The sequence below is a fragment of the Flagellimonas sp. genome (assembly GCF_965601775.1).
Taxonomy (GTDB): Bacteria; Bacteroidota; Bacteroidia; order Flavobacteriales; family Flavobacteriaceae; genus Flagellimonas.
The window spans coordinates 1,380,627-1,396,292 of sequence record NZ_OZ271837.1 but is presented as its reverse complement, the minus strand read 5'-3'; the positions used below and the strand labels follow the sequence as shown (position 1 = coordinate 1,396,292).

The following is a 15,666-nucleotide window of genomic DNA, read 5'->3' as shown; positions in this document are numbered from 1 at the left end:
AGGGTTAAAAGATCCAATTTATTCAATTGGAATAGTAGATTCTCTCAATATTAGGCTTGTCTTAACCAATTTGGTGGTTAGAGGAATGTCTTGGCCCTTTTTTTCGATACGATCTATAAGAATATTTGCTGCTAATTCACCAATATATTTACCATGTTGGCTAACCATCGTCAATGGGGGTGATACATATTTTGAAAGTTCTCCATTGGTAAACCCAATAACTGAAATATCATTGGGTACTTTGTATCCTTTAGACTGAATAATACTCATGACCTTGACCGCTGTAATTTCATCCAGTGCCATAATGCCGTCAATCTTTTTATAGTTAAGCAACAGGGATAGTGTAAGTTCCAAATCTTCTTTGGAATCTGTTGACTCAACCAATTTTCCATCATAAGCAATGCCATTCTCAAGTAAGGCTTTTTTATAACCTTCAATTCGTAACCGGCTTATGGCCGAATCCACGATTGGGGTGACGACTGCAATGGTTTTGCAACCCGTTTGAATAAAAAACTTAGTAGCCTTATAACCAGCTTCAAAGTCATCCACTATTACCTTATCACAATCAATTAAATTAGTTACTCGATCAAACATAACCAAGGGAATTTGATTCTCAATCAATTCCCGCAAATGTTCCGCATGATGTGGAAGTTCATCCTCCTCGGCAGCGGAAGAAATTATTACTCCATCGACAGAACCATTGCTCAAAAGTTCGAGTGTTTTGGTTTCCTTTTGTAGGGATTGGTTCGTGATACATGTAATGATGCTGTACCCTTTTTCGTCCATTATTTTTTCTATCCCGTAGATAACCTGAACAAAAAAATAATTCAAAATATTCGGGATTACCACCCCAATTGTTTTGGTGTTTCTATTAATAAGGTTGAGGGCTACCTTATTGGGCCGATAATGATTGTCTTTGGCATATTGCTTTATTTCGCCCTTCAGTTTTTCACTTATTTCATAGCTATCATTGATGGCCTTGGAAACAGTGGATACTGAAACCTTAAAATGTTTTGCTATATCTTTAAGTGTCAACTTGGACATGATGTATCCACATTAAACCTCGAAAGGGTATTTTATTCCTGAATTTAATCGTATCTGATCTATTATTTCAATAAGTTCCAAGGAATTTTTATGGCTCCATTTGGTACTTTCATTCATATTATTCCTGAGGCAATGGTGTACCTCCCCGATTTCATGTGTAAAACCCCTACCCAAAGTAGGTAAATCATAGTGCTCACTGTTCCCGTCGATTACAAGATGAAAACCCTGCGTCTCATGCCAAATGGGCGCAATAAATATCTCGCCTACTTCACCACAAATTTTCGCCTTCATATCCGTGTTGTTGGCAAATCCACTATATAATATAGCCTGTGCATCTTTGTATTGAAGAATCATTGAAGTTTGAATCTCAGCTCCTGTTCCATAAAACTGGGATCTTGCTAAAATCTCTTTGGGTTTTCCTAGCAGGAAATAACTTAGAAAAACAGGGTATACGCCCATATCCAACAATGAACCTCCAGCTAAATCAACGTTCAATGAACGGGATTTAGGGTCGTCATCCAACTTATAAAAGGTGAATTCAGCATTGATGTATCTGAGTTTTCCTATCCTACCGTGAGAAACCAGTTCGTTTATTTTTTCAATAGAAGGATTGAACCTACTCCAAAAGGCCTCCATGAAGAAGACATCGTTTTTTTGAGCTGCATCCACCATTTGTTGCGCTTCCTTTTTGTTGATGGCAACCGGTTTTTCACAAAGTACATGCTTTTTATGGTTCATGGCAGCTATGCTGTATTGACAATGCGTGTGATGCAGTGTGGCAACATAAACGATGTCCACATGGGTGTCGGCAAACAACTCCTCATAAGAACCGTAGGCTTTGGGATTCCCAAATTTTTGGGAGAAACTTTTAGCTCTTTCCAAATTCGTAGATGCCACAGCGACCAATTCCGCATCCTCAACAAGGCTTAAATCTTCTGCAAAAAGTTTGGCTATACGACCCAAACCGATAATACCCCATTTTAATTTACCGTTGTTCATGTCTCGCTATTAGTAAATGTATAGGAAGTCCAGCTTTTGTAGATTTCTCCTTTGCGTAACACCGAGGATGGAAAATTCTTGTGATTCGGTGCATCCGGATAGTTTTGTGTCTCAAAACAGATGGCCGGATAGCTTTGCGTCATCCAATTCTGTTTAGATGCTCCAGCAAACTTTAAGTTTTTTGGGGCAAACAACACCGCGGCGGGTTGATTGGTTGTGATTTTTAACTGGATACCAGTGTGCTGGCTGGAATAACTTATTTGATTTTTCTTGAATGCTGACTTAAAGATGAATGTATCATCCAACCCACCTATCGCCTCAATCTTTTGGATTAGACATTTTTTTTGAAAGTCATATGCACTATGGGTTACGGGCAACAAGTTTCCTGTGGGTAGAAGCTTTTCATCGACTTCGAGGGTTTTTTGGGCATGTATACATAATTCATCCTGCAAAATCTTTTCCCGACCCAAATTCAAGCACACATGATTGGTCATGTTTAAAACGGTGTCTTTGTCGGAACTAGCCTCAAATGATAGCAATAGTTCATTGTTTTCCTTGAGTGTGTAAGTGACCTGCACCTCGAGATTCCCTGGGTAACCTCCTTCCATATGATTGCTGAAACAACTCAGGGACACTGAAGGGTTTTTTCCTTTTGACAGCTGATCAATCGCCCAAATTTTTCTTCCCAGACCTTGGCTACCCCCATGAAGATGTACACCATTTTGTTGGGGTAAATCATAAGTTACTCCATCAATAACGAACTTACCATTTGAAATTCTACCTGCAAATCGCCCCAAACAGGCTCCAAAAAAGTATGGGATTCCAGAATATTGTTCTACATAGCCATTAAGGTCCTTTGGTGCTACCACAACATCCACAGGTTTACCATGCTTATCTTTTATAATAAAGGAATGCCAGATAGCCCCATAGGTAATGCATTCAAAAGTGGTTTTATTTTGATTTCTTAGTGTAATCAAATGAACCTCATCGTTTCCAACGAACCCAAAAGGTTGAATGCTATTTGTTTCTGTCAATGCTTTTATCAAAATCGTTCTTCTATCACTTCTGATGTTGAAAAGCGGTACTTCATATTCCGATACACACAGATATCGGTGATGTCTTCGGGGGTGCCCAAAGGAACTGCCCTGAAGTTTGTAGAAATCCTATCTTTCTTGACCGGCATGACTCTATGGAAACAGTGTCCGTGCAAGAAAACGACAGTTCCTTTCTTCGGCTGAAATACCAATTGCCCTTCAATGTCCTCATGCGGTTTCCCGACTGGGAGTATACCCGCTTTATGTGCTTCTGGCATGATAACAATCTCACCTCCTGTTTCGTCAGTAATATCATGGGTGTATACCAAACGATTCAGGTTATATTTGAGTGGATTGTCAGGTGGACAGTCTTGGTGCCAGGCCTGTCCGTTGCTCCCCCCTTTCGAGAACATCATCATGCAATACAGATTGTTCCATCCATCCTTGAGAATGGCATCGGTAATTTGGTTAAAATCCTCATTCTGGTCCACTCCATCAAAACCACCCGTGCCGTCGCGATACGGAAACCATGGAATTACCTCTACAGCAGACTTCGAAATGAACTCATCGGTATGTTCCCAATCCGGATTAACCCCATAATGCTTCAATATCTTTTCGTTGTAACGATTCATTAGTGAATCATCAAAAAACTTCTCAAAGATGATGTAGCCTTGGTCCCAAAATGTATCGTGTATCTTTTTGAAATCCATTGTTAACCCTTTTAGTTGTTACTGTAAAGTCTGTCGTATAAATCTTCCGAAGACAGAATAAATGGTGCCTTGGAAGTACGTTCTACCCATCTCTTGCTGATGGAATCACTTAAGTGCAAACGGGCGTCAATTCCTTTAAAGGTTGGATTGTTGACCCACATGGGGTGTGAGTCCCAATGACAATTAATGTAATGCACGGCCTTCACCACATCGGCATTTTTTTCGATGGCGTCAAAGAAGGGCAAGAACCATTTTTGCCATGCTTCTTCGGCCTGTTCCGGATTTCCCAATTGCGTTTGTTTCGTCAATCCATACAGTTTTCCTCCATAATCGGAAATGGTCGGAGTGGCTTCGGCAATGAAAACAGGCTTTCCCTTCTTTCTGGCGAATTCGAACATCTCAATTTCCTTCCAGCGATTAAAGAAGGAAACACCACACCAATCTACATAGTCATCACCTGGGTACCAACCCTCCAAATGCTCTTGGCCCGAAATAAATCCGGTGGACTGCCATACATAGGCTGTATTTTCTACTCCTTTGGCACGCAACCGATCTACGATTCTTTTGTAAGCCACGATAGTGGTTTCCCGATCATAGTGGTTCCATGGATCTCCATCAAATTCGTAGGCTATTCGTAAAAACACCGGACGTTTTCCCAAAGACAATAAAAAATCTCCCAGCTTATCGATAAACGCATCATGCGTTCCATCCGCCACTTTTTCCTCATGATTCACAAATTGGAGCCCAATGGCCAATGCCATATTTTCATAATTAGAATCTTTGTGCTGCAACATGGCGTTGTAATCGTTGTCGCCCCAATCATGGGTTTCCCACAATCCGTCCAATCCTTCTTGGACCCTTCCGAAAGATTCCCCTCCGGGATTGATGTTTGAGTATGACGTCCATCCTGCAGGCTTTTGAAAGTGGTCCAAATACCCATCATTGTACTCTTCAAGACCGCCAACGGCCTCTAGTTCCTGTCCAACAAAGAGCAAAACACCTTCTTTGGGTTCAAATTTTGCGAGTATCCTTGTTGGTTTTTCCTCCTCATCAACCTGATTGGTTGCTACCTCTGGTTTTCCTCTACAGGAAAGTATTAGCGATAGACCAAAACATATGAATATTAGTTTTCTCATGATCATTGTTTTTTTAGTGTTCCTTTAAGGGGATTATTGTTTTGTTGAACAGATTAAAAGGTCCAGGGAGTACGTCACCGGTTCTAGGTCTATTGAAAAAATCAATGGAAACCTCGGGTAAACTGGGCACTTTTCCCAGAGCTAAGTCGTTTTTCCAAAACAAGTACAAGGCCTCTCTATTTAATGTTACTTGACCCATCATTTCAATACTGTTTCCGTCTTGACCCTTGGACTTCAGTTCCTGCAAATTGATGTAATCCGGTTGTTTTGTTTTTATATAGACATTATGGTCGACCATATTTGAGTTCGCGCTGAACCGCATAGGTCGGGTATCGACAAACACATTGTTGAATACACGATTTTCTTCAGCGGTTAACTTTCTTCCGTTTTGATATCTGTCGGTCTGCACAATGGCATGGACAACATTTCCGGTCGTGTTGCCAATCAAATTGTGATAGACCATCAAATAGTCCGTATCGTTGGCATAGATTCCATTTCCATCGATGTTCCACACCACATTGTTGTCTACCAAATTGGGGTAGTGACTCGCCTCGACAAAGATGCCTCCCTGAATGTTCTGGACATCATGGATTATGTTTTGGGTGACCCTGGAATATCTGATATCCCAATCCAACCATATTCCGTTGCCTCCTTGAATGTCATGTATATGGTTATTGGAAACCAATGTATTGTGTGTCACCAACATTTTGATTCCAGAGCATTCCCAATAATTTTCAGCGTCTTGCCATCCGATGTGGTGGATATGATTGTTCTCAATAATCCCATTAGGCACCACGAAACTTCGAATACCAGCTGTTCCACAATCATATATATGATTGTTTCTTACTAGTGTAGAACCCATGGCATCACTCCTATCCCTTGCTATATTGTCCGGATGTGGATCCTCCGTTTCAAAGGCAAGATATCCGAATTCCAATCCAGAAGAGTTTGCATGCCTGATAGTATTGCCCTCAATTATCCAATCCTGTCCTCCTAGAGTTGTAACCGCTCCGGTGCTCGTCCTTAAAAAACCATTGGCACAGTGCTCAAATGTGAATCCTCTTACTTGAATATGGTTCAATCCCACCTTTTTCGGTCTGAATAAATGACTTCGTACGGCCAGTTCGAACAACGAACTGTTGGGATTACCGCTGTCAAACGAGTGGATATGAACTGTTTTTCCATCGACATCAACCCAAAAAGAGCCAGGAATACGAGTCAAATCCGCATAATCCTCCAATTGCACCATACGTTTTCCATCTTGGAATAGCAAACCTCTGGTGGACGTATAGGGGGGAATTTTCTTGACCAACTTTGCCCAGGGCATGAGCTTATGTTCTTCAGGTAAGATATTCGGCAGCTTCAAAGGGAAATATCCATCTTCAAAAAAAGAATCGGGTATGGTCGTCACCCATATTTTTCTCGACCAAGTATAGGTCAGGCTGGTGTCTTTTAAAACATCAGTGTAGATCTTTCGTTGCTCCCAGTTTGCGTTTAAAATTTTGGAACCACGAACCACAACATCCTCTCCCGGAGCTGTCTCATAGGAAATCATTTTGCTTCTAGACTTGCCACCTTTTGTGGGATAGATGGTTTCCCGATACACCCCTCCATACACCAAAACCCGTTCACCAGCTTTGACTAATTCAGCAGCCCTGTTTATGGTTTTTAAGGGCTTTTCCAATGAACCGTTGTTAGTATCGGAAGCATTTGGATGTTTTTGATCTACCACATAAGTTTTGGTATAGATGGTTTTGTTTTCCCATCTTTCATAACCTGACCAGTCAAAGTCTGCAGTGCTTTCTTGGGCATATCCGCCCGCAATACACATTAGTATTAAAAAGTATGCCTTTTTTTCCAATCTCTTTTGGCGGGTTTTTGGTTCAGCAGTTAAACTCATCTTCATTGGGTGTTGATTTCTTTATATTCAAACCATTTAAAATCAGCATGGTGCGTGTTCATTTCCAAATCTTGGCAGCATAACCCAACAAAACTTCCTGTGAATGCGGGTCGATATCTACTCCTGCCATTACGCACATGGTCATCTGAGAGTATGGCGGCATCCAAAACCTGACCCATAAGCTTAAAGTTCTCCCCATCTGTACTATATTGAAATTGAAGTCGATCTCGGTCCATTTCACCTCGCAGTACAATGGAATCATAAGAGGTAATATCTTCCAATTCATCTTGAAAGCTCATTTTATAGTTATCGGAAGAGATTACGCTTAAATATTTTTTAGAGCCGTCAGAATTTGAGGTGATACAGGCATAATGATAATGGCCTGCATTGTAATAAAAGACCAAACCGGCCATATGATGGATGTTTGTTGGGTAGAACTCAAGTTCGGTACTAACAACCACATGAAAATTCTGTATTCTTCGGGCCAAAAGACTTTGGTTATGCAGAGAGGTCAATGATTCCTTTCCATAGAGTCTTAAAAATCCTTTTCTTTCACTAAGACTACACCAGTCTGGAGAGATGGGTATCCGTAATGACTGAAAGTTAATGGGTATTTGCCCGTTGTCGAATACAACCAACTCATTGGATTCGGTAGATGTATGCTCCGGAAGCTTTGACATTGGAATCCTTTCCCTGGGAATCCTGCTCCCACTCTTCAACCAAGGCCAACCATCGCGCCAAACCACCTCCTCGATGGCAGTTTCGCGACCCAATGTGCAATTCCCATGTGTTGTAAGCGGCCTACCGACCAAGAAGACCGTATACCAGTCCCCATCTTGGGTCTGCACCAAATCACCATGACCCGCTTTTTGGAGGACATTGTTTTTATCCTCGGCAGCCGAGACAAGCGGATTTTCGGGATGGAATTCATAAGGACCAAAAATAGAGGTACTTCTACCAATGCTCATCGCATGCCCATATTCCGTGCCGCCCTCGGCCAACACGATGTAATAAAAGTCATCCCTTTTATATAAATGCGGTCCTTCCGTAAGACCCAACTCCGTACCTTTTGTTATATAATGGACCTTACCTATCAGCTTCTTCTGAACTGGGTTGTATTCCTGCATTTCAATTCCACCAAAAAACTTCCCATTGCGGTGGTCCACAAGCATACTTACGTACCATTTCTTTCCGTCGGGATCATGGAACAGCGAACCATCAAACCCTCTAGACGACAAATAAATCGGCTCGCTCCAATCGCCCAAAATATCAGTAGTGGTGACCATGTAGTTTGGCGTGTCTTTCCATACTCCATCAAAGGATTTGACATTAGTGAAAACTAGATAGAAAATACCGTTATCATAGGTCAGGCAAGGTGCCCAAACACCACAGGAATCTGGAATTCCTTTCATGTTCAATTGTGAAACCCTATTTAAGGGGCGTGCAACCAAATTCCAATTTTTAAGGTCTTTGGAATGGTGGATTTGTACCCCAGGAAACCATTCGAACGTCGAAGTAGCGATGTAATAATCATCTCCTACCCTACAAATGGATGGATCTGGATTAAAACCTTTTAGTATTGGATTTTGTATATAACTCATTACTTTATCAATTCAGCTTCTAATTCTTCCAAGGTCTTTCCCTTGGTTTCAGGTAATATTTTGAACAGGATTACAAATCCTATTAATGCAATTGTACCGAATACATAGAAAGTCTTTGCATTTCCAAGAGTGGCCAATTCCCAGGGAAAAATCTGGGTGACCAACCAACTTGAGAAACCATTCAAAAAACCGATGAACCCGATTAGCAAACCCCGATAGCGGTTTGGAAACAACTCAGAAAGCATCACCCACATCACTGGACCCAATGAGAACGCAAAGCAGGCAACAAATCCCAAAATCCCTATTAGCACCAAAACTGGATTCATATTTGTGGCCAACTCAAGAATGACTGCCTCATTTTTGGCGTAGGTCTTTTCCCCAAGGACCTGTTTCATGTCGTTTTTAAATTCGATATCATTATCATATACCTTATCCATCTGGGCAGACAATCGTTGTTGCATTGATCCATCCAGTTGCCCAACCTTTTCACCAGTCAGCTGGTAGGTGGCTTTGCTAAATCCATAACCACATAGCAGCATACTTACCGTTATACCGGCAAGCCCAATAAGAAACAGTGGACGCCGACCCAATTTATCAATCAGAAAAAGTGCCACTAAGGTGAAAGCCACCGTAGTAAAACTCAATAGGACCCCAGACAAAAAAGCCGCGTTTGTACCAATCCCGGTTTGTTGAAAAATGGATGTGGCATAATAATACACGGCATTAATCCCTGTAACCTGTTGGATGATTCCTATAACAATTCCAACGACCAGCACGTATTTCAACGACTTTTTGAACAAATCCTTTATGCTGACTTTGTCATGGTTCTTTCTTGAAACCTCCAAACTCTCTAAAATAGACTTGGCTTCATGATGAGCCTGTTGTGTACCATGCAGAGAAAACAAAACTTTACGAGCTTCATCATCTCGTTCTATTACAAAAAGCCATCGCGGGCTCCTTGGTACAAAAAACAGCAGTACAAAGTAGGACATTGCTGGAATGAGCTCCACTCCCAACATCCATCTCCAGACATTTTCTACGGTCAAAAACGAGCTTTCTCCTGAGGTATAGGTTTCGTTGAAGTAGTAATTGCTTAAAAAAGCTGCAAAAAAGCCCAAAACTATGTTCAATTGTTGGATGGAGACCAATTTACCTCTGGAGCTTGCCGTGGATACTTCAGCAATATAAACCGGGGCAATGACCAGAGCCGCCCCAAATGCCACTCCACCAATCATTCGTGCTATCCACAACATATGGTATCCTATGGCATAGGCCGATAAAAGGGCCGAAATAGCATAAAGAAATGCAACAATCAACAACATCCTCTTCCTCCCAATCACGTCGCTTATTCTACCAGAAATCAACATGGCAAACATGGCTGCGAACAGCGGGGAGCTGGGTACCCAACCTTGCTGTGTGGTATTTAGATTGAACTCTGGGGTTACGTAATTCATTACCCCTGAGATGATTGCGGCATCAAACCCATATAGGAATCCTCCTAAGGAAACCACCAAGGCCAAAAACCAAGTTTTTTTTGTAGCGCTGCCCATAGAAAAATATTAACCCGTGAAATAACTTAATACCGATATCACCACGATGATCAATAAGACCGATAACGCAATATCGATGACCGAAATACTTTGTTTATTAACCAATCTGTCATTATCACTCAAGGTGCCAAAAGACAAGCCTTGGATAGCCGCATAATCCGGAGGATTGGTTGCCAAGCTGACCGAAATACAGATAATGATGGAAAAGATGAACATGAAGATTGCCATGTGGGCAAAATTGATGGTTGCAAAGGTTAATGCAAATCCAGAAAGCTGAGTTTGATATATTTCGGCTAGAATGCGGATTGCCGCCACAATTAGACCAGAAAACAAGGTTACAATGGCCGCTTTTGAATTCACTCTTTTCCATATAATCCCCAATAAGAACACGGCCGTTATCGGAGGGGCTATGTACGACTGAACACTCTGTAGGTATTGATAAAGTACCCCACCCCCTATTTTATCCATAATGGGTATCCAAATAATACCCAATACCACAACAATTGTGGTGGCTAACTTCCCAATATTTACCAACCGCTTTTCATGGGTTTTCGGTTTTAATTTTTTATAAATGTCTATGGTGAAGATGGTAGAGCAAGAATTAAAAACAGATGCCAATGAACTCATCAGTGCTGCCATTAATCCCCCGGCTACAAGACCTTTAAGGCCAACCGGCAACAGGGTTTTTACCAATACTGGAAAAACCTCGTCACTTTTCTCATAGGTCAGTACGCCTTGTTGTGCTAGGGCAAATGCAATAATCCCAGGAATTAGGAAAATAAAAATCGGCAATAGCTTGAGGTAGGCCCCGAATATGGCTCCACGACGTCCAATTTTAATGTTGTTGGCCGCCAAAGTCCGCTGTACAATGTATTGATCTGTACACCAGTACCAAACGCCTACAATTGTTCCGCCAAATAACATTCCAGTCCACGGAAAATCTGGGTCTGAAATGGGACGCCACATATTGAAATGTTCACTCCCCGCGGCAAGACGTAGTTCTTCCCAACCTCCCACTTTCTGAAGGCCTAAATAGGTAATGATCATTGAACCAATAATTAGGATTACCGTTTGTAGCGTCTCGGTGTAGATTACCGCTTTCATACCACCGATTACCGTATAAGCCCCCGTGAAGAGTACGATACCGATTGCACCATACCAAAAAGGGATTCCCAAAAGTTCGGAAACCACTATTCCTCCTGCATAAATCGTTACTGACACTTTGGTGATGACATAACCCACCAATGAGAAAACAGAAAGGAACCAACGTGATTTGCTGTCAAAACGCTTTTCCAAAAACTCTGGCATGGTGAACACCTTACTTCTAAAATAAAAGGGTAGAAAAAGCCAGCCCAAGAGCAACACTATCCAGGCATGGAGTTCGTAATGTGCCATGGGCATCCCCGATTCGGCACCTGTTCCTGCCAATCCAACCACATGCTCAGAACCAATATTGGATGCAAAAATGGATGCCCCGATTACAAACCAACCTACATTTCTGCCTGCTAGAAAATAATCCTCGGTATTCTTGTTTTTTTGAAGCACTACCCAGACGGCAACCCCGATCAGGGCTGCCAAATAGACGCCAAGAACCCACCAATCTGCTGTTTCCAATATCGACTGCATGTCCTAAATATGCTGATTTAGAATGTTCTCATAGAGCTCTTGCTTGCCACTGGTCTGTTTGGGCTCACCACCTACTTTGGCGATATCGTACAAATCCTCCAAGGAGAGGGATCCACGAACAAAATCGAGACCTTTACCTGAAGTAAAAGAGGCATAACGTTCGCCCAACAATTGCTCATATTTTGAATTTTTTATTACCGAATCAGCCACCAGAAGTCCTCTGGCAAAGGTGTCGGCCCCTCCAATATGCGCCAAGAATATGTCTTCTAAATCCGTGGAATTTCTACGGGTTTTTGCATCAAAGTTGATTCCTCCACCTTGTAGACCACCGGCTTTTAAAAATACCAGCATTGCCTCCGCGGTCTCTAGGACGTTATTTGGAAACTGATCCGTGTCCCATCCATTTTGATAGTCCCCTCGATTTGCATCTATGCTTCCTAACATACCTGCATTGGCGGCCACTTGAAGCTCGTGTTGAAAGGTATGTTGTGCCAAGGTCGCGTGGTTGACCTCGATGTTCAGTTTAAAATCATTTTCCAAACCATACTCACGAATGGAATTGATGCTTGTAGCGGCATCAAAGTCGTATTGGTGCTTAGAAGGTTCCATGGGTTTAGGTTCAATAAAAAAGGTTCCTTTGAAGCCCTGGCTACGAGCATAGTCTTTTGCCATGTTCAAAAATTGCCCAATGTTGTCCTGTTCCAGTTTCATGTTCGTATTCAATAAGGACATATAACCTTCACGACCACCCCAAAACACATAGTTTTCACCATTAAGGGCAATAGTAGCATCCAACGCTATCTTCACCTGGGCACCGGCACGTGCAACCACATTAAAATCCGGATTGGAAGCCGCTCCATTCATATATCGGGGATTTGAAAAACAATTTGCGGTTCCCCAAAGTAGCTTTACACCTGAATCTTCCTGTTTTTGCTTGAGATAATCCACGATTTTGTGAATACGTTTTTCAGATTCAGCCAAGGTTTCGGCCTCATCCACCAAGTCAAAATCATGAAAGCAGTAGTAATCAAAACCCATCTTGGTAGCGAATTCGAAAGCAGCGTCCGCCTTGTCCATGGCAGCTTTTATCGGATCTGAATCAATAGCCCAAGGAAATTGCTTGGTTCCTGGTCCAAAAGGATCTCCTCCGGTCCCACATAAGGTATGCCAGTAGGCCATCGCAAACTTGAAATGTTCCCGCATGGACTTCCCAGCAACTAACTGCTCTGGGTTGTAAAATTTAAAGGCCATAGGATTGTCCGAATCCCTTCCTTCATATTTAATCTCACCTATTCCCTTAAAAAATTCCTTTTCTCCTATAAGTGCCATTGTATTTGTTATTTGCTAATGATTAATTCAAGTTCTTTTTTCCAATTCATATACGCCTTTTCATAAGGTGCGCTATCCTTAAAGGGCATAAAGGTCATCACATGATCATTTTTCATGTACGATTCAAATTTTGTTTTGTTCCCATCTGCTAAGACACAAGCTCGTGCCGCTCCGATAGCTCCGGTCGTGTTATAGATTTCTATTTCCTTTCCGATTAGGGTGGCAATGGTATTTGCAAAGATTTCAGACCGGAATAGATTGTCATTTCCGACACGTATGAATTTGGTTTCAATACCATCCCTTTTCATGATCTCAATGCCATAGACAAATGAAAAGGCAATTCCCTCCAATGCAGCTCGGCAGACGTGTGCCTTAGAATGTCTGTTCAGATTTAAATTCACAAGCCGCGTTCCCACATCCTGATTCAATAGCATGCGCTCCGCGCCGTTTCCAAATGGAATCAAACAGACCCCATCGGACCCTATTTCAACATTTGCTGCCAATTGGTTCATTTCTTCATAGGACGCCACAGACAGGTTGTTCATCAGCCATCTATATTGAATTCCAGCCCCATTTATGCACAATAACTTTCCGATGTTTTGTCCACCATTTTGTCCGTAATTCACATGCGCAAAATTGTTGACCCTTTTATATTCTTTGACCGTCAGATTATTTGTCACGGCATAGACAACACCTGATGTACCCCCCGTGGCTGCTACTTCACCCGGATTAAAAACATTTAACGAAAGTGCGTTGTTGGGTTGATCCCCTGCACGATACAAAATCGGTGTTCCCTCCTGAAGACCGGTTTCCATAGCACCCTTTTTGGATACAGTCGCCTGTTGAGAAAAGGTTTCCACTACTTCTGGAACAAGGGTATCTTCAATAGTATAATGTTCCAACATTTTGGAAGCGATTTTTTTCTCCTTAAAATCCCAAAGTATACCTTCCGAAAGGCCAGAGATAGTCGTATTGATGACACCTGATAGGCAAAAGGCGATGTAATCACCAGGTAACATGAACTTGTGAATCTTTGCAAAAGTTTCTGGCTCGTTCTCCTGGACCCACATTAGCTTAGAAAGTGTAAAATTTGCCGGGGAATTCAACAGGTGATTTTGGCAGTAGTCCTCCCCTATTTGTTCGAATGCCTTATTTCCGATTTCCACAGCCCTACTATCGCACCAAATAATGGATTTCCGTAATGGATTTCCATCAGTATCGACGATGACCAAGCCATGCATTTGATATGAAATACCCACACCAGCAATCTCATTCTTGGAAAGGTTATGGACTTTCTTAATCTTTTTTATGCCTTTACAAACACAAGACCACCAATCACTTGGTTTTTGTTCGGCCCAACCCTTCTCTGGAGCATACATGGACATCTCCTCCTCTGGCTCCAAGACAACGCCCAGGCATTTTCCTGTTTCATGCTCTACGAGGGCCACTTTGACCGAAGAACTACCTATGTCCAATCCTATAAAATACATTCAAAACTGCTCTTTTATTGGTTAAAATTTGCGACCTCTTTTATAATGAACCAAAATATACTAAATCTTTGCTACGCCTATCAGGCCTTCATCGTGGAAAAGGTTACGAATCTTTATTTTGCCAACTCCGTTTATATTTACATCCCAGTGGTATTAATTTTTTTGAAACACTCTTACATAATCCACAATTAATGAATCCGGGAAATCTGAAGGCGTTGGCGATACGCTGGGTAAATTGCCTCCCACAGATAATGCAAAAACAAAGTAAAACTCATCATTAAAAGGATAAGGTTGTCCCAAATCTGACGTGGTTTGGGTATCAATGGAATGATACTCCATATCATTAACCAACCACGTGATTTTATCTTCTTCCCAAATGATTGAAAATACATAATAGCTACTGTCATAGGACACTCCATTTGGTGCTGAAAAATCACTGGACTCAAAAAACCAATTGGCTGGAAAATCTGTACCAAAGTGAGCCGTCCCAAGAATATTGTTAGGATCTTCTCCTAAATACTCCATAATATCAATTTCACCTCCACTAGGCCAGAAGGCGTCAGGGTCTAGTATTGTATAGTCTTTGTTAAACATAAAAAGAGCAACCCATGTACCCGGTGCAGAAGGCATACTTGCTCTAATATCGACTCTTCCGTATTTGAATTCAAATTTCTCATCCGTATGTATTCTAGATGAAGTATAATTTTTGCCCGATCTAAATTCGTCTATTGCGGTTATAATCAAATTGCCCCTATCCAGATAAATGTTATCGGAACTATTAGTGAAAAACTGTTCTTCATTATTGCCCCAATTGCATAAGGCCGGACATCCATCTCCAAGGTGGAAATCCCATTTTTCCTGATCCAACTGGGCACTGTTAAACTCATCTGACCACGTCAAAGTGAAACCATCATACGCTGTTGGAGATACAAAACCTGAAGTAGGAATGCTAACAGGCTCACTATCGCATACGTTTGGACAATTGCCACCACAATCTACACCGGTCTCATCGCCATTCATAACACTGTCAAAGCATGACGCTTCTAAAACTATTGGCTCATCAGATTGATTTGAAGAACAATTGAAAAACAAAACCCCACTCAACAGAACTACTAAGATTCGAACCTGTTTTTTTTCTTTCACCTTCCTTATTTTAAATACTGTTTCCTTAGAAATTGGAGTAGAAAATAAGGAGAAGCTAACAGTATTTCTTCTCCTTATCCTTATTGAAACTAACTCGAACTAAA

Annotated in this window: 12 protein-coding genes; all 12 read right to left on the bottom strand. The window is 41.6% G+C overall.

Features of this window, described 5'->3' with window-relative positions; genetic code table 11:
* Positions 1-18: 18 nt before the first annotated feature.
* On the bottom strand, positions 19-1,044 hold the full coding sequence (locus ACSLUF_RS06585; protein WP_435625311.1) for a LacI family DNA-binding transcriptional regulator: 1,026 nt from the start codon (positions 1,042-1,044) through the stop codon (positions 19-21).
* A 12-nt stretch (positions 1,045-1,056) separates the two neighbouring features.
* Complete coding sequence (locus ACSLUF_RS06580; RefSeq protein WP_435625310.1) at positions 1,057-2,043, bottom strand: Gfo/Idh/MocA family protein; 987 nt, start codon at positions 2,041-2,043, stop codon at positions 1,057-1,059.
* Entirely contained in the window at positions 2,040-3,077 is a 1,038-nt protein-coding gene (locus ACSLUF_RS06575; protein WP_435625309.1) for an aldose epimerase family protein, read from the bottom strand. Before ACSLUF_RS06575 ends, ACSLUF_RS06580 begins: the two co-directional genes overlap by 4 nt.
* 8 nt (positions 3,078-3,085) lie before the next feature.
* Positions 3,086-3,787 (bottom strand): phytanoyl-CoA dioxygenase family protein, encoded by a 702-nt coding sequence (locus ACSLUF_RS06570; protein ID WP_435625308.1) that lies wholly within the window; start codon positions 3,785-3,787, stop codon positions 3,086-3,088.
* An 11-nt stretch (positions 3,788-3,798) separates the two neighbouring features.
* On the bottom strand, positions 3,799-4,923 hold the full coding sequence (locus tag ACSLUF_RS06565) for a glycoside hydrolase family 26 protein (RefSeq protein ID WP_435625307.1): 1,125 nt from the start codon (positions 4,921-4,923) through the stop codon (positions 3,799-3,801).
* Positions 4,924-4,936: 13 nt separating this feature from the next.
* Positions 4,937-6,829: a right-handed parallel beta-helix repeat-containing protein gene (locus tag ACSLUF_RS06560; protein WP_435625306.1), complete on the bottom strand. Its 1,893-nt coding sequence runs from the start codon at positions 6,827-6,829 to the stop codon at positions 4,937-4,939.
* Positions 6,826-8,424, bottom strand: a complete 1,599-nt coding sequence (locus ACSLUF_RS06555; RefSeq protein WP_435625305.1) for a glycoside hydrolase family 43 protein — start codon at positions 8,422-8,424, stop codon at positions 6,826-6,828. The genes ACSLUF_RS06560 and ACSLUF_RS06555 overlap by 4 nt, the downstream gene beginning before the upstream one ends.
* Entirely contained in the window at positions 8,424-9,974 is a 1,551-nt protein-coding gene (locus ACSLUF_RS06550; RefSeq protein WP_435625304.1) for a sugar porter family MFS transporter, read from the bottom strand. The genes ACSLUF_RS06555 and ACSLUF_RS06550 overlap by 1 nt, the downstream gene beginning before the upstream one ends.
* Positions 9,975-9,983: 9 nt before the next feature.
* Positions 9,984-11,600, bottom strand: coding sequence for a sodium:solute symporter (locus ACSLUF_RS06545; RefSeq protein WP_435625303.1), 1,617 nt, complete (start codon positions 11,598-11,600; stop codon positions 9,984-9,986).
* Positions 11,601-11,603: 3 nt separating this feature from the next.
* A complete protein-coding gene (xylA, locus tag ACSLUF_RS06540) occupies positions 11,604-12,929 on the bottom strand; it encodes a xylose isomerase (RefSeq protein WP_435625302.1) in 1,326 nt (441 codons plus the stop codon).
* Between the two features lie 8 nt (positions 12,930-12,937).
* On the bottom strand, positions 12,938-14,419 hold the full coding sequence (locus ACSLUF_RS06535) for a xylulokinase (RefSeq protein ID WP_435625301.1): 1,482 nt from the start codon (positions 14,417-14,419) through the stop codon (positions 12,938-12,940).
* Between the two features lie 153 nt (positions 14,420-14,572).
* Positions 14,573-15,562 (bottom strand): glycoside hydrolase family 16 protein, encoded by a 990-nt coding sequence (locus tag ACSLUF_RS06530; RefSeq protein ID WP_435625300.1) that lies wholly within the window; start codon positions 15,560-15,562, stop codon positions 14,573-14,575.
* Positions 15,563-15,666 lie beyond the last annotated feature (104 nt).